Below are 21555 nucleotides of genomic sequence, written 5' to 3'. Positions count from 1 at the left end.
GAATAGCAATAGTTCATTATCCCAGCCCCTCATACTCTACTTTGTCTAAAATGCTTTCCACATTAGAGTTTTCCTGAGGATGAAACAGATCTTTACTGACAGGATAATACTCCAGCTGATCTTCATCGTAGTCTGTGGTTATAATGCCTTCTATTTCCTCCTGATCCAGGCCGTCCTTCAGCCAGTCCTTTTCCTGCTCTGCAGAAAGCATCACCGGCTGCCGATTCTTTTTGTTATGGATTTTGGCAAATAAGGGTGAGGCTTCTTTGGTGAGAATGGCGAAGGTGACTTTGTTGTCAATACGCGTATAAATGCCTGCCAGAGACAAAAAATCTTTGCCTTTAGGTTTGAATACAAATGGATATTTATTACCCTCATGATCGTGAGGTTCAAAAAAAGCGGAAACGGATATGATACAGCGTTTGGTATAAATAGATTGTTTGTACAGAAAATGATCAAAGGCCTTTTCTGATCTTGCATTGATGCCCCCACCAAACTTTCTGGCTTCTTTGTAATAGTCCTTCAATTCGTCTACCGACTTGTTTTCGGGTGCTATGCCCCAGGTAGCCGCCGCTAAAACACTGGGCTTTTCCTGCGGGATGATCAGCATCTGCGCATGGGTGAAGCCGATGATGTGATAGTTGGGTTCGTCAAACAGTTCCCGTTTACTCTCATCACTGAGTTTGACTTGATACTGCTCTTCGAGTTGTTCTACCTTTTGGATTTGAGACGTATGGGCGCACATGGATTTTTAAAATTTGACTTGAAGTTATAAAATTTCAAGGCTTGTCAACGGGTAAATACACGATCTTTCAGTAAAGTGACAACCTAAACCTTAAACTTAAGCTAATCAAGGATTTAACGCAGGTCATCGAGTTCTGGAATAAAGGCTAATCTACATCAGGCGGAAGCTATTTGAACAAAAATAAACTGTAGTATGCAGTTGGTTTACTTATAAGCGGGTTTCGTGGCAAGTATCTTTGTTAATAAAGACATTTCCACTTCCAGGCTATAGGCATCCTCAAGAAATTGCTGTGCTTCAGTCGCATCCGCTTCTAGCATATCTCCTTCTTTAAGGAATCCCAAAACGTCTTCCGCTGCTGCCCATTGGTAAATGAGCCATCTCCATTCCTTTACGGGTTCTCCAACGAAATCGGCTTTAAAATTGGTGGTATCTTTTTCGTGAATGACCGCCGTTTTTAGCAAAGCCGCTGCCTCCAGGAACTTAGATGCTGCTTTTAACGTCTTTCCGGAATCGTTTACATCGTCAACTAGCAATACATTTTTATCGCTAAGCTCCTTAAAATCTTTGTTGAGCACTTCAGCATCTTCCTTCTCCTCAGCACCACTGCCATAATGTTTAACTTGTATGGAGTGTAGCTCTTCAATATTGAGAAAATCACAAAGAAAACGCGCAGGTGGAAAACCGCCACGTGCTATGCCAACTATGGCATCAAAGCGATCGGAAGAAGCGGCAATTTTTTCAGCGAGTTTCAGGGAATCTTCATAAGCTTTTTCTAAGGAGACAATTTCTGCTTTAAAATCTTTATCTTTTGAAGTCATAAACAAGATATATGCGTTAGTTAGTTTTTAGGTTAAGAAATTTTGAACAATCAATCAGGTCGGTTGAGGTATGGGCTAACCAGTGCGTAAAACTGAACTTATAAAAAACGTCATTTCAATAAGGTGAACCAAACCTAATCCAGCCAGAGATTTGTACATCAAAAAGTCCGCGTTTACTTACATAGCTGGGTTTAACCTTATACTGTTCTTCGAATTGTTCTACCTTTTGGATTTGAGACATATGAGCGCACATGAGTTATAGTTTAAAAGCAAAGAATTAAAAGTCCACTAGTGAACTAATGGACTTTTATAAAAAACATTTCAAAAGCTACAATGCGTTTGCAACCGGATTAGATGTTATCCTAAATTAATCGTCATTGTTTCGGTTCATGGCCCAAAAAGCAATTCCTGCAGCGGTGATTAAGCCCCCTACAAATAAAGCTATATTACCATCACGCTGTACTTTTTTAGCTTTATTCAGTTGTTTTGAGCCTATCCCCTTTTTTGCAATGAGATCTTCCAGTCCTTTAATTCTTCCTTCTAATTCTTCTTTAATCTTATCGTTAAATTCCATAATCAATCGTTTTAAAATTTGTTATAACCCTTAATATAAGAGTATTCCCTTAAACGTAAAATCGTTTTTTAGTTTTCTTAGGAAAGCTTTGTGATACCTTTTGTAATTCTATGTTGCTATGCCTTATAAAGTTGAACACATCTGTGAGCTTCTCATACAACTAGCGGTTTAAAGCACTATTCACTTTATTTCAAAAGTTTAATTAAGGTGTTTTAAGGCTATGGCCAATGGTTCCATCAACGGCTGTTTCATTTCCCTTTGCAAAATTAGCAACGGTTCAAGCAACGGCTCTCCTCGATAGCCGTTGCAAAAACACCAACGGCATTGCACTACTCACGTTTCCAGCTGTTTTGATTATGTATTTCCCTGGATATCCTCCACTTAACATCTTCTTCCTTTTGATTGCTTTGAAATACTGATACTAAAAAACGCGAAAGACTGGCCTTCGCGTTTTACTTATATAAGCCATAAAACTACTCTAGTTTTTGATGATTTTCATTCTCTCAGGAATACCTTCAATAACAACTTCCAGAATATAAATCCCTCTACTTAACTTACTTCCAAATGTAAATTCATTTCTTTTTATTTTACCTGAGTAAACATATTCTTCAATTTTCACTCCAGACATGTTGTAAAGGTTTATCACTATTTCTGAATCTACCAGTGCATTAAATCTAAGAAAAGCAGAGTTCTGAAAAGGATTGGGATAAAACAGCAGTTTTTCTTCTGACGGTTTATTATCCACTGTTTCTTTGGAAAGTTTTGAGTTTCCAATAGAGCTGGATTTACCTAAAAAACCATGCGCCCCTAAATAGCCAAATGTATTTTTTGAATAACTGTCCCATTCATTGAGATCATAGAGAGTTGCTGGGCTTGTAATACTTGACTTTCTCACTAATGTTACATCTTTAGCAAAGTAAGCAGCGTCGTTAAACGCACCTACGATATCCAGTACATTACCAGATTTAAACAAGGATACAGCGTCATTACCATTAAAAGTCATTTCTGAAGAAGCCGTTGATATATCAGCTTGTGCAATGATTTCGGACGATGCAGAGGAATGAGCAACCACAAATACGTCTCCATGTGGTAAAATACCTGTTAGATTTAATCCCCCACTCCAGCTTCCTGAACCGTTGGTCTGCTTGTGAAGAGAATAAGCGGAAAGATCAACATCAGAACCAGAAAAATTCGCTATTTCGATAGCTTTATTATAGGAAGACCCTTCTATATATTCTGAAATAAATAAATCAGTGGCAGCTGCAGAAGCTTCTACAGTAATATTTATTGGGGCCGAAAGGGTTGATGAGTTTTCATCATCAATGGCTAAAGCAGTGATAACGTAATCACCTGATGCAACATTTGACCAATTGACAGAAAAGGGCGCCGAATTATCTTCACCAATAAACGTGGTCCCTTGGTAAAATACTACTTTTGATACAAATCCGTCATTATCATTTGCTGATGCACCGATACTAATTACATCTCCTTCCATAAAAGTAGAATTATTAGCAGGTGACGTTATTGAAACTGTAGGTGCTTCATTTGGCACTGAATACTCTGAGGCATGAGTTCCTAAATTAACAAACGTATTTGTTGAGAAATTATCCCATTCATTGACGTTATAAGTCGTCACGGGTGTTGTAATACTTGATTTTCTCACCAATGTTACATCTTTAGCAAAATAAGCAGCGTCGTTAAACGTACCTACGACATCCAATACATTTCCAGATTTAAATAGAGATACAGCATCATTACCATTAAAGGTCATTTCTGAAGCAGCTGTCGTTATATCAGCTTGTGAAATAATTTCGGACGATGCAGAGGAATGAGCAACCACAAATACGTCTCCTTGTGGTAAAATGCCTGTTAGATTTAATCCTCCACTCCAGCTACCTGATCCGTTGGTCTGCTTGTGAATGGAATACGTTGAGAGATCAACATCGGAACCGGTGAAATTCGCTATTTCGATAGCTTTATTATAGGAAGATCCTTCTATATATTCTGAAATAAATAAATCTGTCGCCTTCCCATTACCAGAAGGTAATATTGAGACCGTTAATGTGAATGCCTGTGATGTATTTGTTATTCCATCAGCAGCATTAATATTAATGTTAAACGACCCTGTATTATTTTCAGTAGGTGTTCCAGCTAAAATAGCTGTCCCATCATTATTATCTGTAAAGGTTAACCAGGATGGTTTCTGACTTGCAGACAAAGAAACTGAAGGTTCTCCACCAGTGGTAGTAATATCATAGGTGTACTGCTCATTCACTGTTGCATCGGTTACGGGTGTTGATGTCAAAGCTAAAGGGGTGACTGTAGTAGTACCCCAAATATATTCAACATACTCAGGATGGTCGATATAAGGATTTCGGTTTTGCTGATAGCTGTAAATCATATCATTTCTCTGCCTTTCGAAATCATCTACGGGATCAGCTGCATGCCATGCCAGCAAATCAGAAAGTTTTCCATGAAGAGGCGATTTATCTGAGGCATCAACTACATAATCCACAAGTTCCAAATCTGGTTCCCCATTAAAACCTTCATAGCGAGTAGCCATATAAAAAATCATCCGGGCAATATCTCCTTTGACTTCGGCTCTAGGTTCCCATACAAACTCAGTACTACTGGTATAAGATCCTGTTGCTCCCTGATAGGTGCCGCTTCCATCCACATACGGATCGGTCGCTTCTGCAAAGGTCCTGTTATTCCGTGCTGAATTGGTTGAAATATCAGCAGCACGAAGATGATGCACATCTGTTCCTGCACCAAGCGTAGTTCCAAAATCCCCTTTGGACTTTGCCCAGACATGCTCCCTGTTCCATCCGTCGCCACTATTATATTCCAGAGAAGCAGTCATCGAAAAATTAGAATAAATACCAATGACATTATTGGGATTATTCGGATCGCGGTCTGTTTCTTTGAGAATGTCCCAAACGTCTGTTGAGCTACTTGAATACGGGTATTCAACATGATCTTTGATAATCGTATAAAGTGTCGTTTTAAGTTCTTCCCCAGTCTTTCCCTGAGCTGGCGAATAATAGTCTGTTGGTATTTGAGCGTTGCTTGTAAAAAAGGAAAAGGTTAATACGCAAAGCATCAAACCTTTCCAGAAAGGTGTAAAGTTTTTCATTGAAGTTTATTCTTTTTAATTAGGCTTCAAATATAAATATGTTTTGCTTATAGTATTGCATAATTGCTAAGATGCGATTTCATATAACATTAACTTAATATAAAATGGACTAAGACCAATCCTAGCTTAAAACTTGATTCAACGGTTTTAGCAACGGCTGTTTCATTTACCGTTGCAAAATTACCAACGGCTCCTGCAACAGATTCCATTAATTACTTTTCTGATAACCAAATTGCAAATATTATTCAGACATCATATGACACAAATACACATTTTCATTGCATACTGTTAAGGGTTTGTTTAGATTTAGGTTTTTAAAAAATAGACCAATTCACTAATAGAAGGAATGCAAAAAACAAAAGCCGACATCGATTTTGAGCAGGAATTATGGAAAGCCGCTAATGAACTACGTGGCGCAGTTGCTGAAAACCAATATAAAGATTACGTATTACCACTCATATTTTTAAAACACCTATCTGAGCGCTATGAAGTCAGGAAAGAAGAACTAAATGAAGCCTTACATGATAAAACTTCAGATTACTATACCACAGATGATGAAGAAATCAATTATGTGTTAGAAGATCCTGATGAATACCTGTCTAAAAATACGTACATCTTACCCAAAGAAGCCACTTGGGAATACCTTCAGGACAATGCAGAACAAGACAATATAAAAGTAATTGTTGACGATGCTTTCGATTTACTCGATGAGACTTTAGCAAAATACCGGCCTGACTTAAAGGGAATTTTACCTCGGATTTTTGTAAAAAGCCAACTCACGCCAAAAAATGTAGCTGGACTTATCAATTTGTTATCTCACCCGAAACTTTCAGAAAAGGAAAACCCCGGCTCCGACGTCCTTGGACGGGTTTATGAATATTACATTGGTAAGTTTGCCATCGCGGAAGGCTCTGGTGCTGGACAATTTTTTACGCCAAGCAGTATTGTCCGCTTAATGGTTGAAATGATAGAACCCTATCAGGGAAAAATCTTTGACAATGCCTGTGGGTCTGGTGGTATGTTTGTACAATCGCTTAAATTCTTACAAGCCCATGGCGGCAGTAAGCGCAATATTTCGATCTACGGACAGGAACGCTATGACGGTACTTTACGTTTATGCAAAATGAATCTGGCTTTACGTGATTTGTCTTTTGATGTACGTCTGGGCGACTCCTTATTGCAGGACAAATTTCCGGACCTTAAAGCCGATTATATCTTAGTGAATCCACCCTTTAATGTGAGTCAGTGGCATCCTGAAGATTTACCTGAAAACGATCCACGATTATTTGGACCTAAAGACGAATTTACCACCGATGGCAATGCCAACTTTATGTGGATGCAAACCTTCTGGAATCACCTCAGCGACACCGGAACTGCTGCGGTAGTGATGGCCAACGGTGCGATGACTTCTAATAATAAAGGTGAAAAAAACGTAAGACAACATATGGTAGATCACAATATGGTAGACTGTATTGTACGCTTACCGGATAAGCTCTTTTTAACCACAGGCATTCCCGCCTGTATTTTTATTTTAAGTAAAAACAGAGATGGCAAAGACGGCAAACACCGCAAACGTTTAGATGAAGTCTTATTTATAGATTTATCTAAACAAGGTCGAATGGAAAGCCGAAAACTTCGTGTCTTTGACAATAAAGACCTGAAAAAAGCCACCGATACATATCATAAATGGAGAAATGTCATTCTGAGCGATAGCGATGAATCTCAAGCTTACGAAAACATTGACGGCTTCTGCTACAACGCCACAACAGCAGAAATCGCCAAACAAGACTACAAACTCACCCCCGGCATTTATGTGGGTACCGAAGCCATTGAAGACGATGGGATTCCTTTTGAAGACAAAATGGAAAGCCTAAAAGCTCAATTGGCTGAACAGTTTGAAAAAGGCAATGTATTGCAACAACAGATTTTGGATAATTTTGAAAAGTTTACGATATGATATTTGGAGTTTTTTTGAGACACTATAAATGCTATAGGAATTTACATTATATATCTTTTACTACTAATTATAATAGCTCTAATCTAGATTTGATTATTGGAAAAAATGGATCTGGAAAAACTTCTATATTGGAAATATTTGATGTTTATTTTAATAAGTCTGAATTTCAATTTTCTCATAATGAAAAGCGTTTAGATGCATATATAGCCCCAATATTTTGTGTTGAAAAAAAGTTTTTTGAAAAAATATATTCTAATTATTCAGGAACTAAAAAAGAGTTAGAAGAAATATTAGAAATTATAAGTGATTATTTATGGAGTTTAAAAGCGCCAAATAATAGTAAGCCTCAACTATTATTTCAAAATTCAAAAAAGCATATTGATCCAAAAATGTCCAGAGATACTCATTATCTTTTAATAGATGGAATTGATTATGAAAAAAACTTAAAATTTGGACCATTTGAAGAATTACATAGTGTTTTACTTGAAAAATTTGAATCTAAAAAAATTAGCAGCTTTTCTTCAGCTTTAAAAAATTCGTATGAATACATTTTCATTCCAGTTGAAACAAATTTGAATGACTATTTAAGGCTTGAAAATAACAGCTTACAATATCTCATTGGACAAGATATAAAAAAGAAGATTGATGATATTTTTGATACTAAAGTGACATTTGATAGAGTTGAAAAAAAAATTATTGATATTATAAATGGAAACCTTAGGGACTTTGTTTCTACGGTAGAAGACAGAGTCCAAAAAATCGATTCTAATTATTCTTTCAAGACTGATCCAAACGTAAAAAAGAAAGTTACTTCAAAGGACTTAAGAGGTAAAGTAATTGAAGAGTATTTTAGGAATAGAACACTTAGGAAAAATGACACTAAAATTTCTTCTATGAGTTCAGGACAACGTAAAAAAGCTTTAATTGATATTATATATTCTTTACTAATTGATAACAGTGATACTGAAAGTAATATTATTTTAGGGATAGATGAGCCTGAATCATCATTGGATGTCACAAATTGCTTTGAACAGTTTGAAAAAATTGAAAAAATCTCAAAAAGAAATATTCAAACATTCGTAACTACACATTGGTATGGCGCTTTGCCTATAATTAATGATGCGATAATTAGTCATACTTTGGAAGAAGAAAAATCAGTACCTAGGATATCAAATTTTGACTCTTCTAATTTATTTGATAATCACGAAGCCCATAAAGTTGAAGATATATTTTTTAAAAGTATATATGACTTAGCTTCTTCTATACTGGCTTCTTTAAGAAATGGAAATAAGGATTGGATAATTGTCGAAGGACATTCAGATAAAATCTATTTACAATCATATTTTGATACTGAAAAAGTAAAATTTTTATCTATAGGTGGTATTGATAGACTTATTAGTTTAGTTGACTTTTTATCTGTCCCACTTCGAAATAAAAACGAGAAAAATTACACAAATAATAAAATTATTTTCTTATCAGATAATGATCGAGAGTATAAGTCATCTTTGACAACAACATCTGAAATTTTACATTTCAAAAGATATATTTTTAAAAATGGTAATGTTGAAATAATAGATTATACAGATAATACACATGGTGAACAAATAGCTATAGAAGATGTTATGGATCCAGAATTAATGTGGAAGGCTCTAGTTAAATTAGCAAATAAAGATGAGACACTAAATGAAATAATAAGTGAGTTTAATTTACAAAAGGATTTTAAGTTAAGTAAATTTGGAGGAGATTATTCCTTTCTTGAAACAGAAAAAAAGGGTCATGAGAAAGTTGAACTCATAGCCCAACTGTTAAAAGTAATAAAGCCCTTAAAAACTAGACTAGCTATTATTTATAATAATTTAGAAATAGAAAGGAAATTAGATTGGATAGAAGAACTAAATAAGCTTTTAAAAAATCATAAAGTGAAAGGAAAAGTTAAGCAAAGAAAATCTTTAACAAAGAGATGAAATAACACCAAATAATGTCCAAAAAATGGAAAACATATAAACTTGGAGATATTGCTAAATTAAGAAAGGAAGGGATAAAACCTTCTGAATTTAACAGTGAAAAGTACATTGGGTTAGAACATATAGGTCAAGGGAATTTCTTGTTAGATAGCATAGGAGATGCAAGTGATGTTACGAGCAATAAATCAAAATTTTGGGAAGGCGATATCTTATATGGCAAAATAAGACCGTATTTTAAAAAGGTGTATCGCCCAAAATTTTCAGGCATTTGTTCAACAGACATGTTAATATTTAATACTCAAGATGAAAGCTTAGTTACTCAAAGTTATTTACATCAATTTATAAAAACACAGGAATTTACAGATAAGGCAACTGAAACTAGCACTGGCACAAAAATGCCTCGTGCAGACTGGAATAGTTTAAAGCTATGGGAAATCCAATTACCCCCACTACCCGAACAAAAAGCCATCGCCAATATTCTCTCCGCCATTGACGACAAAATAGAAAACAACCTCGCCATCAATAAAACCCTAGAAGATATGGCCATGGCACTCTACAAGCATTGGTTTGTAGACTTCGGACCTTTTCAAGATGGTGAGTTTGTGGATAGTGAATTGGGGCCAATTCCTGAGGGGTGGGAAGTGAAAAGGCTAGAAGATTTAATAGAAGTTATCAGTGGATATGCTTTTAAGTCAAAATGGTTTCAAGATTTTGGAGAGAAGGTTGTAAAGATTAAAAATATATCAAATAACGTTGTCGATATTAATAATTGTAATTGTATTACGGCTGAAAAAGCGTTAGAAATTAATGATAAGTTCAAAATAGAACCAGGTGACTTTTTAGTTGCAATGACAGGAGCAGAAGTTGGTAAAGTTGGAGTGGTTCCAGATTACCAACAACCTTTGTGGTTAAATCAACGGGTTGGAAAACTTGAAGATAAACTGTTTCTAAACTCATCCATTTTAGTTGGTAAAATATTGCAATCAAAAGAATATTATGAAGTTATACAAGGTTTAGCCTATGGCAGTGCACAACCAAATATAAGTGCATCTGGAATAGAGAATATAGAAATTAGTTTACCGAATAATATAGAAGATATTCAAGATTTAATTAATGAATTAGTTAATTTACATAATCAGATAATTCATAATTTAACTGAAAACCAAAACCTCACCAAACTTCGCGATACACTTTTACCAAAACTCATCAGTGGTGAAGTACGTCTTAAGGAATATTGCGAGAGAGGAACGAACGAAGCAATCTCATGAATAAAGATAGAACTAAGTAATCTTATGAATAATGAAAGAACGAAGCTATCTCATGAATAAAGATAGAACTAAGTATAAAAAGATTGCTTCGGCTAAAGCCTCGCAATGACGTACAAAAAGGGCATTACAATGACAAAATAGAATGAAACCTGGATTTATATACATATTAACCAATAAAAATAACACCACCTTATATACAGGAGTAACAGCTAATTTGTTGCAACGCATCAAACAACATCAAGATAAAATGAACAAGAAGTCGTTTACAGCAAGATACAACCTTAATAAGTTAGTATATTTAGAAGCCTTTCAAATGATTGGTGATGCAATAGCAAGAGAAAAACAAATAAAAGCAGGAAGTAGAGCCAAAAAAATAGCATTAGTTGAAAGCATAAATCCCGAGTGGGATGATTTAACAGAAAAAGTAACAGATTGCTTCGGCTAGCGCCTCGCAATGACAGTATGAATATGACAACAGAAGCAAGCATAGAACAAGCCGCCATAGATTGGTTAGAAGATTTAGGTTACACGCATAAAGACGGAACAGTTATCGAGCATCGTCCTAACGAAGTGGTGCTGAAACCCGAGCTCAAAGCCTTTATACAAAAAGCTTATTCGCAATTGCCTAATGATATGCAGGATTTGGCAGTGGCTGAGTTTACCAATAATGTAGGTGCCGATCTTGCGCACCGTAACCGCAGCTTTCATCGTAAACTCACCAAAGGCATCGACTTGGATTTTGAAGATGCCCAAGGCAACGAAAAAGCGGTTCACCTCTATCCTATCGATTTCGAAAACCCAGAAAACAATAACTTTTGGGCGGTTAATCAGTTTAGCATTACGGGTAAAAACAGACGTCGTCCAGATATCATCATTTACATCAATGGTTTACCGCTTGTAGTCTTTGAACTGAAAAATTGGTATAACGAAAACACCACCATTAAAGAAGCCCATAATCAGATTCAGCATTACAAAAAAGACATTCCGCTTTTGTTCGAGTACAACGCACTTACTGTAATTAGTGATGGTAATGAAGCACAACACGGTATGTTTAGTAGTGGTTTGGAGTGGTTTGCCCCGTGGAAAAGCATCAACGGCAGACATACAGTAGATGAAGATGATTTTCAGATGCATACCTTGTTACACGGTTTATTCCCTAAAGCACGTTTGCTCAATTACATCAAAAACTTCATTTTTCACGAAGACCACAATGGCACACTCATTAAAAAAGGGGCGAAATATCATCAATTCTTTGGGGTCAATTTTGCTGTAGAAGCTGCCTTAAAATCAGTTCGCCCTTTTGGTGATGGCCGTATTGGCGTGATCTGGCATACACAGGGTTCAGGCAAAAGTATTTCCATGGCTATGTATACGGGTATTTTACGCAGCTTACCAGCTTTGCGTAATCCAACCATTGTGGTTCAAGTAGACCGTAGCGATTTAGATATGCAGCTTTATGAAAACTTTGTCCTAGCGAAAGATTTGGTAGGTGATGTGCATCATGCCGATAGCACTCAGGATTTGCGAAAACTGCTTTCAGCGGGTGCCGGTGGTGTTATCTTTACCACCATAGAAAAATTTCGACTGAGAACCTCAACGGAAGAAAGTTTGGGTGAGTTAGAACATCCCGTATTGTCAGAACGAGAAAACATTATCGTGATGGCCGATGAAGCTCACCGTACCCAGTATGGTTTGCTCGAAGGTTTTGCTTCTAACCTTAGAAAAGCCTTGCCAAAAGCTTCATTTATTGGTTTTACTGGAACTCCTGTAGATTCTAAAGATGCCGATACCGAAGAAGTGTTTGGAAATGTAATTCATACCTATGATATCAAACAAGCGGTTAAAGATAACGCAACGGTAAATATTTATTATGAGCCACGCCTAGCTAAACTGCATTTATGGAATGAAGATATTGACCAAGAAGTTGATAAAATTACAGGAGATGAAGAAGATACAGGAAATTTAAAATGGGCAGCCATCGAAGATGCTGCAGGAAGTGAAGACCGCGTTAATAGAATAGCAAAAGACATTTTAAATCACTACAAAAACCGAACAGACACCTTAGAAGGCAAAGCCATGGTGGTGTGTATGAGTCGAAGAAATTGTGTAAAAATGTACGATGCCTTAACCGCTCAAGGAGATTGTCCAGAAGTGGCTGTGGTAATGACAGGAAATATTTCCAAAGACCCGGAATCTTGGAATAAACATATCCGAACCAAAGACGCCCACGAAAGCTTAAAAAAACGCTTTAGACAGGTAGATGATCCTTTAAAAATTGTGATTGTTAGAGACATGTGGCTCACTGGCTTTGATGCGCCTTGCGTACATACCATGTATGTGGATAAAATTATGAAAGGCCATAGCCTGATGCAAGCCATCACCCGAACCAATCGCGTATTTAAAGACAAAGAAAACGGGGTAATTGTGGATTATATTGGCATTGGAGATAATTTAAAAACAGCCACCAATAAATACACCCAAAGCGGCGGTGAAGGCAAACCTGCCATAGACATGGAACAAGCTTTAGAATTGTTTTTCAATCAGGTGGAAATTTGTAAAGTCATGATTCCTGAAGCTATAGATTACAGTGATTGGAAACAATTACGTGAAGCCGATAAAATCCTTTTAGTTCATCAGGCTTTAAACCATCTTTTAAAGGATAATGACACCGCAGAAGAATTCATGTTAGCTGAGAAAAAGCTTTCGGGTTTGTTATCTATCGTGAAAAGTCAGCCAGCCATTCAAGACTATGCCGTGGATACTATTTTTATTCAACATGTCTCCAAAGCGGTAAGAAATGCCAAATCAACTAAAAGCAATAAAACCGATAGACGAGAAGAAGTCCGTGATTTGATTTCACAAAGTATAGATTCAGAAGCCATCGTGGATGTATATGCTATGGCTGGCATAGAAAAACCAGACATTTCCATTCTCGACGAGACCTTTCTTCTTGGGGCAAAGAAAAACAAAGACGGTCATGCGCTAAAGATTGAAATCATTAAAAACATCCTGAAAGATCAAATCAAATTGCGGCTACCTAAAAACATTAAAAAATACACATCGCTCAAAGAAGAATTAGAAAAGGTAATTGACAGGTACCATAACAACGCGATAGATAGTTATGCCACTATTGCCGAATTAGTTGATCGTGCCAAAGAGTTACAAGAAGAAGACCAACGCAAAGAAGAATTAGGCCTAAGCGAAGAAGAATTGGCTTTTTACGATATATTATCGGCTAAACAAGAGATCATTAAAGAAGAAGGACCTATTCAAGACATTGTACAAGCTGTAGTAAAAGCGGTAAAGTCTAATTTACAATTAGATTGGACCAAGAAAGAAAACGCCAAAGCAGCTATACGCTTAGCTGTTAAAAAAGAATTACGCAAGAAAGTGAGTTTATCCAAGCTTAATGAAATCTTAGAAGAAATCATGCAGCAAGCTGAAGGGCAATTTAGTGATTGGAGTGCTTAATATATTAGCAAGAGTTGTATAAAAAATTTACTATCGCTTTAAAACAAGAGATAACCTAAAATTACATGACTGAAAAAGACTATTTCGAAAGTATCGAGAAGAAACATATAGTAAAAGCGCTCAATCGAATACTTGAAGAAGGATATAACCCTAAACGCAAATCCTCTACTTATGATTTGGTATATAAAGGTTTTGCTTTTCCTCCAAAGTATGTGGCTTCATTAGCGTCCTATTTTGCATCAGCTTTTTACATACCACATAATCGTTTTAAAGGAGGAGAGGATAGTGCCTGTTTTGTTTTTTTACGAGAAAAAGGATTTTCTATAGAACCTAAGTCTCATACCAAAGAACTCAAAGAGCCAGTGACAAAAAAGAATGTTCATTTAAAGTACATGAATAAAAAGATTGAGAAGGAATTAGATTTATTCAGATTTCGAAAACATTTTGAAGAATATATATCTTATTGTAAACGGAGTCAGTGGCTGAAATACCGAGAAGCATATAAATTTAAATTTGCACGTTGGGTAAACGACAATATTGATATTGATAATCAATCGAATGAAGAGGTCCTTGAACTGTGCAGAAAATCTCAGGAGCAAGAATATGACGAGGGAACAAAGGGGATAAACTTTATAGTGATAAACAAAAGGTTTAATGATCATTTTATTGAACTTATTGATATAGAGAATATCCGAAAAATGCAGAAAGATGAATTGCTTGATGACTCAGATCTAAAAGAAAGCTCTTTATCTTTTCCTAAGTTCAGTATTTGGGTGGCTACCTTATTGCCGAAGAAGTATAAAGTGTATGCGAATGAAGATCTTATAAAACCACTTTTCTACTTATTTGACTTAGATGATAAACCAAAATCAGGTTTAAGAAGTTTTAATCTTGCCACAACATGTTTAAATGAAATCTCTCAAGTAGCCTTAGAAGAATACGAGAGTGATTTGATTGAATTGATTCAGCTTATTTTTCCAGAAGCTTCAAATATTGAGGATGTAGATTTGGTTTGGTTGGTACAAGATTTCATGTTATTTATGAATAAAAGAGTATTGGATCATGAACCGAACTACTTTTGGGTAAACCAAGGAAATAATTACAAAGTAGAATTAGAACATGGTATTGTTTCTGCACCAGACCATTCCGTACATCACCACAAAAGATTGAGGGATTTATACGAAGAGGATATAATTATTCACTATGCTAATTCTGCTATTCGAGCAGTTTCCAAAGTCACAAAAGAGTTCGAATTTAAGTCGCGTCCTTATGAGTCCAATGGTGAAATTGACCTTGTAGTAAAAGTGAACTATCAAGAATTGGAAACACCAATTCCAGTTACTTCAGTTCAAGATGTTATGGAAGGAAAAGAAGATCTTCTCCCTAAGAAGTACGGACCATTCACCAAAGAGTTGAAAGTTGTACAAATGTATATGTGCATTTTTACTAAAGAAGCGTATAATTTATTATTTAGTGGTTACAATCCAGCTGTAATTAATAATGAGGCAAATACACTTAATGAACCATTTGATTTTAAATATAAGACTAATATGAATTCATTAAACAAAATACTGTACGGTCCTCCTGGAACAGGTAAAACCTATCAAACAAAAAATGAGGCGCTCAAAATTATTGGAATAAATCCTGATGGATTAGAAGGGCATCAAATCAAAAAGGAGTTTGATCATTATGTTGAGGAAGGTAGAATTATTTTCACCACCTTTCATCAATCCATGAGTTATGAAGACTTTATTGAAGGGATTAAACCTGTTATTGATAGTGAAGAAGACAAAGAAGAAGATCAGGAAAGAGAACAGGTAAGTTACAAGATCGTAAATGGAATTTTTAAAGAGGCCTGTGAAAATGCAAAGGTTTTAAAAGAGTTTGAGGAAACAGATGAAGATCAATATCACCTTCAGTCTGATTTATTCAAGGATAGAAAGATATTTAAAGTTTCTTTGGGCAATACATTAGAAGATACAGGCGAATTGGTATACGATTTCTGTAAAGAGAATAATTACATAGCTATCGGTTGGGGAGGTGATTTAGATTTCTCTGGAGTGAAAAATCGAAAAGAGATTCAGGATCGGTTAGTCAAATCAGGCATGAATGTTAAACCTACGGACTTTAATATTAGTGCTATTGAAAGGTTGGCAGTGTGGATGCGAAAAGGAGACCTCGTTTTTGTGTCTCACGGTAATAAGACATTGAAAGCCGTTGGAGTAATTACAGGAGATTATGAATATAAATCATCCGATAAAACTCCTCTTACTGGGTATAATCATTTTCGTAAAGTTGAGTGGAAAATATTAGATGCTAAAATACCTGTAAAGAAAGTGTATGAAAAAAACTTTTCGCAGCAGTCAATTTACGAACTATATACAAAAAAGTTAAAAACTAAATTCTTTGGGAAGGCGAAGAAACAAGTACCTGAAAATAATAATTATGTCATAATTATAGATGAAATTAATCGAGGTAATGTTTCTCAAATATTCGGAGAGCTGATTACGTTAATTGAAGAAGATAAACGAGAAGGCAAAGAGGAAGCCTTAAAAGTTACTTTACCATATAGTAAAAAAGAGTTTAGTGTTCCTCAAAACTTATACATCATAGGTACCATGAATACGGCTGATCGGTCTATTGAGGCTTTAGATTCTGCATTAAGAAGACGTTTCGAATTTAAAGAAATGTTACCAGATTATGAACTCATAGATACTATCTTAGAGAATAAAACCTTTGAAAGCTATCCACTTTCTCAGATACTTAGAACCATAAATGAACGCATTACAGTATTGATCGATCGAGATCATCAAATTGGTCATTCATATTTTTTAAAGCTTAAAGATTCCGCGGAACTTGCTAAGGATCTTGAAGCGCTGTTTATGAAAAATATTATTCCGTTATTACAAGAATACTTCTTCAACGATTATGTAAAGATCGCAATGGTCATTGGGGAAGGATTTATGGACAAGGAGAGATATTCTAATGTCAAATTTGCTGCAAATGAAGGGGATTATGAGTCAGATTATAATGATGCCGTCAACTATGAAATCAGTAAGCAAGTTGATTTTGTACAAGCCATCAAAAAGTTGATGAACAATACAGATGTCTAGTCAACCAAACTACATATCGGTTTTTGAGTATCAATCCATTACTTACAAGAAAGAGAAACGTCATTATAAGTCAGGGTTTACAGAGGGAATTTATGAAGCCTTTTTAAAATTTCATGATCACAACCCCAATACGCCATTCTTTGAATTGATTCATAATGGAGTCAGGTTTAAAAATTATGTTGGAGCTATTCAAGTAGGTAAAACTACCATTGAAATTCTGCCTAAAGCAGGCAAAGAAGATAATCCTGAAGCATGGCAGCATGTTTTGATCCAAATGCTCAAAACTTGTAAGCTTCTACAAGCTAAAGAAAGTGGAACAGCTAATTTGAAGTTAAGAGCTAATTCGGTACTTGAATTGTATTTTGAGCTATTTTTAAATGAATTAGAACTGTTATTACGTCAAGGTTTAATAAAGAAGTATAAAAAGCAAGAAGGACAACAAAACTCACTCAAAGGAGCCTTGGCCTTCAACAAGCATATAGCAAAAAATAGTGTTCATAAGGAAAGGTTCTACGTTTCTTACACGGTCTATTCTAAAAATCATTTATTACATCAGATTTTACATGAAGCTCTATTGATCATCTCTAGCATATCCAATAACTCTATAATAAAAGACAAGTTAGGTAGAATGCTTGCTCAGTTTCCAAAGGTTTCGAGAGTGAGCATTAATCCTTCAGTGTTCGATCGTATACCTAATTCAAGAAAACATAATCCTTATGGTAAAGCATTAGACATTGCTAAGTTGATATTATTAAATTACAGACCAGACATAAAAGCAGGACGTAGAGATCTACTCGCCATTATGTTTGATATGAATATTTTATGGGAGGAATATATATTACGCATTTTGAAAAAAGCGAATCAAGGTAACTGGCAGATTCATGGTCAGGAATCAAAAAGGTTTTGGAATACAAAAACCATTCGACCAGACATTGTCCTTGAAGTTAATGGCGAAACTTATATTATTGATACCAAGTGGAAACTAATTGACAACAATAAACCAAGTGATGCTGACTTAAAGCAGATGTTTGCCTACAACCATCACTGGAGCTCAAGAAAAAGCATGCTCCTCTACCCTAGTAAAAGCAATAAAACCTCAAATCCAGGTTCATTTGCTTTACCGCTTAATAATGATGAACCTCATTTTTGTAAACTAGGTTTTGTAAATGTAGTTAGTGAATCGAGACTTAATGAAAAATTGGCGGACGATATTTTTGAATTAATATTAAATTAAATATTAAACCCCAAAGATTATGGAGTCAACTTACAAAAGGCTTATCGATGTAACTTTAGAAGAGCTAAAACACGAGCTTGTAAAAGAAATCAGAAAAAAATTTAAATAAGATTTTACCAGAGAACTAAGAGCACTACTAAAAGATTTAAAATACAACGAACTGACACGATGTGTGTCTAGAAAAAAAGCTGCAGAACTTCTTGACGTTTCCTTAATGACTTTAAATAACTGGAATAAATCTGTAAAACTAAAAGCTCATAAAATTGGTGGAGTGGTGAGATATGATCTGGAAGGTATCGATAAAAAAAAATCAAGTTGAACACCCCCATCTTTACGTAAAAAACTCTATTTTTAATCAGGTTTGTACCTCAAAAGGTACAAGAAAATCAAAAAAATGACGGATTTGAAATTTAAATATTTTTATTTAATTGATTTACAGATTATTACAAAAGGTGCAAATCAAATGGAGTGAAAAATGAGGGGTGATTTTAGCCAAATGCTAATTTTTGTGCGCTCGCAGGCCCCGTCATTGCTGGAATGTTAATTTCTTCACGGAAAGTGGCAAAAACTTGTACCTTTTTGTACCTCCATATCCCGAAACCCTATATATACTGGCAAACCAACTTCTTGTATCGAAATCAAATCTTACTCCTCCCTATGCTTCAGCTAAGCCTGGGAATCAATCCTAAACCTAATGTTGTGGTTGAGCTCGTGTGTCATTGAATTTTTTAAAAACAGCTGGAGAGGAATGGATCCTGTTGGCCTTCAAATCCAGAAAGCCTTTGGCTTAAGATGATATAGCTTATAAACCCATTCTTAAGCTCTCATTTATAAATGCACATGAGAATCGCCTTATTTTCTATAGAGGTCATTAGAAAAAGTACTTGAGGATAGTATCAAATAATGTACATTAAATTAAATCAACTACAAGTGGACATGAGTTTTTCACAGGTGAATATCGGTTTATCCACAGCTCATTTTTCCTTTTACAACTTTAGAATATATAATGCTTAATTTATCAGGAATATCGCATTTTATGAGAACAATACATTTGTAAATAGAACGAAAGAATAATGAGTCGTAATAAAGAAAAGCTCATAAAAAAGTAATGTAGAAAATATAGTGTAGATCAATATGTCTAAATCTAGAATTGAACTTAGGTGACTACTAGTATGATCAAAAGAATTTTGCATTTTTTCAATTATTCAAAGAAATTTAAGACTCAAAAAACTCCACTGCTTCATATTTGCTTCTTATGCGATTAGGTTAGATGAAAGGAGGTTAAATTATAGGCTTAAAGATTATGAAAAGCTTTGCTTATTTAAATTATCAAACATATGGACTTTTATAAGTCCATTGAGGATCAGCTTTTTGTTAAAAGCAGCTATCCAACTTATATCATTTCACATAGATATGAAAATTGATTAAACAGTTTTAGGTTTCTAATAAAAAGTATGTTAAAGGTGAGGGTCAATAACTCTAATCTCATCACTGATAAGTGGCTGAAGGAGTTTTTGTTAAAAAAATGTTATTAAAATAAATTTATTTTATGAATGCCTGATATAAATGTTTAGATTCAATATTTAATAACCAGTGGCAGCAAGTGAAACAGTGTTATGGTATTATTAATGTATTTGGTAAATGTTTTTTTGAACTATTAATGATGTCTTAACAAAATTATTTTATATGAAGTCCCTTAAGTTTGAATATAGAATAACTATTCTCTACACACTAATAGGTGGTCTTTGGATACTTTTCTCTGATAAAATTCTACATTTACTGGTTAATAACAAGGCCAAACTGAGTGATTTTCAAACCTACAAAGGGTGGTTTTATGTGATTATTACTGCAATTCTCTTATTCTTTTTCATCAGAAGGCAACTTAACAAACATCGGAGTTTAGAAATAGCATTACAAGAACATCAAAATCATCTTGAGGAGACAGTTAAGGAACGTACAAAGGAATTAGAATTGAATATCAAACGTCTTAAAGATACTCAAGCTCATCTAGTTCAAACAGAAAAAATGGCATCACTTGGTATTTTAACAGCAGGTGTTGCTCATGAAATTAATAATCCATTGAATTACATCATGGGCTCTTATGTTGGTTTACACCGTCATTATGAAGAAAATTCACTTTCAGATCACCCTGAGCAAGTTGGAAAATTAATTGAAGCTATGAAGATTGGTGTTGACCGTTCCTCTTCTATTGTTAAGGGTTTAAGCCAGTTCAGTCGTAAAAGCGATTCTTATGACGAAGATTGTAATTTGCATGAGATAGTTGAAAATTCACTCATTATGATGAGTAGTCAGATAAAATGTCAAATTTCTATTGAAAAAGATTACAGCAATTCTGATATGGTCATTAAAGGAAATGTAGGGAGTTTACATCAGGTATTTATAAATATATTAAGTAATGCTGTTCAGGCCATTGAATCAGTCGGGACAATTATAGTAAAAACAAGAGAAAAAGAATCTGAGGTAGTCATAACAATTGAAGATACTGGTACAGGTATTCCAAAAGAGAATCTAAAAAGGCTTACGGACCCGTTCTTTTCGACCAAATCCCCCGGGAAAGGCACAGGCCTGGGATTATCGATTACCTACAACATCATAAAAGAGCACAAAGGGAAACTTGAATTTAAATCAGAAGTAGGAAAAGGAACAACAGTAAGAATAGTATTACCGAAAATAAATAGGCCATGAGTGAGAAAATCAAGATCATATATATTGATGACGAAAAAATAAATGTCATGCTTTTTCAAATTAATTTTTCCGTTAATTATGAGGTCTATACAGGGTATAGTGGATATGAAGGGCTGAACCTACTAGAAAAACATGCTGACACAAAAGCCATAATTAGTGATTTGAGTATGCCTGAAATGAGCGGAATAGAATTTATTATGGAAGCGAAAAAAAAGTATCCTGAAAAGAAGTTTTATATTTTAACAGGATTTGAAGTAAATGATGAAATCGAAAATGCAATAAAGTCAGGGTTAATTCAAGGATATTTCCGCAAACCCTTTTGTATGCAAGAGATTGAGAAAGAAATTAATAAACTGTCATAAAGAGTGACTTGTACACTATATAGCATATTGCAAGGAAGTTTCAGGAGTTTTAAGTGTTTATGTCTCGCAAAACCAGATATAGACTGATAGAAAATTGTCCCTAATTCCTCCTGTGTGACCATTCACGGTTGCTGTTTAAAACCTGAGAGCTAAGATGAACTCATCAGGTTGTCAAAGTTTCAGGTTGAAGCATTACATCTATTCTTC

15 protein-coding genes are annotated in these 21555 nt (G+C 35.0%); 10 read left to right on the top strand and 5 right to left on the bottom strand.

Going from position 1 to position 21555, the window contains the following annotated elements; all coding sequences use genetic code 11:
• Nucleotides 1–16 precede the first annotated feature (16 nt).
• The 5 genes from ACFQ0R_RS00920 to ACFQ0R_RS00900 all read right to left on the bottom strand — a co-directional run bounded on the left by ACFQ0R_RS00920 (nt 17) and on the right by ACFQ0R_RS00900 (nt 5273).
• Nucleotides 17–745 carry an SOS response-associated peptidase gene (locus ACFQ0R_RS00920; protein ID WP_379656489.1) on the bottom strand — a complete coding sequence of 243 codons (729 nt, stop codon included), beginning with the start codon at nt 743–745 and terminating at the stop codon, nt 17–19.
• A gap of 203 nt (nt 746–948) precedes the next feature.
• Complete coding sequence (locus tag ACFQ0R_RS00915) at nt 949–1563, bottom strand: phosphoribosyltransferase (RefSeq protein ID WP_379656488.1); 615 nt, start codon at nt 1561–1563, stop codon at nt 949–951.
• Nucleotides 1564–1678: 115 nt separating this feature from the next.
• Nucleotides 1679–1804, bottom strand: a complete 126-nt coding sequence (locus tag ACFQ0R_RS00910) for a hypothetical protein (protein WP_379656487.1) — start codon at nt 1802–1804, stop codon at nt 1679–1681.
• 126 nt (nt 1805–1930) lie between these two features.
• Entirely contained in the window at nt 1931–2137 is a 207-nt protein-coding gene (locus ACFQ0R_RS00905) for a hypothetical protein (RefSeq protein WP_224460813.1), read from the bottom strand.
• Nucleotides 2138–2615: 478 nt separating this feature from the next.
• Nucleotides 2616–5273, bottom strand: coding sequence for an endonuclease (locus ACFQ0R_RS00900; RefSeq protein WP_379656486.1), 2658 nt, complete (start codon nt 5271–5273; stop codon nt 2616–2618).
• Between the two features lie 346 nt (nt 5274–5619).
• Between ACFQ0R_RS00900 and ACFQ0R_RS00895 the strand changes: the two genes are divergently transcribed.
• From ACFQ0R_RS00895 to ACFQ0R_RS00850, 10 genes are all read left to right on the top strand, one after another.
• Nucleotides 5620–7230, top strand: coding sequence for a type I restriction-modification system subunit M (locus ACFQ0R_RS00895; RefSeq protein ID WP_379656485.1), 1611 nt, complete (start codon nt 5620–5622; stop codon nt 7228–7230).
• A complete protein-coding gene (locus tag ACFQ0R_RS00890) occupies nt 7227–9194 on the top strand; it encodes an AAA family ATPase (RefSeq protein ID WP_379656484.1) in 1968 nt (655 codons plus the stop codon). The genes ACFQ0R_RS00895 and ACFQ0R_RS00890 overlap by 4 nt, the downstream gene beginning before the upstream one ends.
• A 14-nt stretch (nt 9195–9208) precedes the next feature.
• Nucleotides 9209–10462 (top strand): restriction endonuclease subunit S, encoded by a 1254-nt coding sequence (locus ACFQ0R_RS00885; protein ID WP_379656483.1) that lies wholly within the window; start codon nt 9209–9211, stop codon nt 10460–10462.
• Nucleotides 10463–10604: 142 nt separating this feature from the next.
• Nucleotides 10605–10907: a GIY-YIG nuclease family protein gene (locus ACFQ0R_RS00880; protein WP_379656482.1), complete on the top strand. Its 303-nt coding sequence runs from the start codon at nt 10605–10607 to the stop codon at nt 10905–10907.
• Nucleotides 10908–10924: 17 nt separating this feature from the next.
• Nucleotides 10925–13933 carry a type I restriction endonuclease subunit R gene (locus ACFQ0R_RS00875; protein WP_379656481.1) on the top strand — a complete coding sequence of 1003 codons (3009 nt, stop codon included), beginning with the start codon at nt 10925–10927 and terminating at the stop codon, nt 13931–13933.
• A gap of 65 nt (nt 13934–13998) precedes the next feature.
• Nucleotides 13999–17046: an AAA family ATPase gene (locus ACFQ0R_RS00870; RefSeq protein ID WP_379656480.1), complete on the top strand. Its 3048-nt coding sequence runs from the start codon at nt 13999–14001 to the stop codon at nt 17044–17046.
• Nucleotides 17039–18280 carry an McrC family protein gene (locus ACFQ0R_RS00865; RefSeq protein WP_379656479.1) on the top strand — a complete coding sequence of 414 codons (1242 nt, stop codon included), beginning with the start codon at nt 17039–17041 and terminating at the stop codon, nt 18278–18280. The genes ACFQ0R_RS00870 and ACFQ0R_RS00865 overlap by 8 nt, the downstream gene beginning before the upstream one ends.
• A 172-nt stretch (nt 18281–18452) precedes the next feature.
• On the top strand, nt 18453–18599 hold the full coding sequence (locus ACFQ0R_RS00860; RefSeq protein ID WP_379656478.1) for a helix-turn-helix domain-containing protein: 147 nt from the start codon (nt 18453–18455) through the stop codon (nt 18597–18599).
• Nucleotides 18600–19966: 1367 nt separating this feature from the next.
• On the top strand, nt 19967–20986 hold the full coding sequence (locus tag ACFQ0R_RS00855) for a sensor histidine kinase (RefSeq protein ID WP_379656477.1): 1020 nt from the start codon (nt 19967–19969) through the stop codon (nt 20984–20986).
• On the top strand, nt 20983–21348 hold the full coding sequence (locus ACFQ0R_RS00850) for a response regulator (protein ID WP_379656476.1): 366 nt from the start codon (nt 20983–20985) through the stop codon (nt 21346–21348). The genes ACFQ0R_RS00855 and ACFQ0R_RS00850 overlap by 4 nt, the downstream gene beginning before the upstream one ends.
• Nucleotides 21349–21555: the final 207 nt, after the last annotated feature.

It is taken from the genome of Psychroflexus salinarum (assembly GCF_042677225.1).
Lineage (GTDB): Bacteria > Bacteroidota > Bacteroidia > Flavobacteriales > Flavobacteriaceae > Psychroflexus > Psychroflexus salinarum.
The sequence above is the reverse complement of the archived record's forward strand: the minus strand, read 5'-3'. Positions and strand labels throughout refer to the sequence as shown.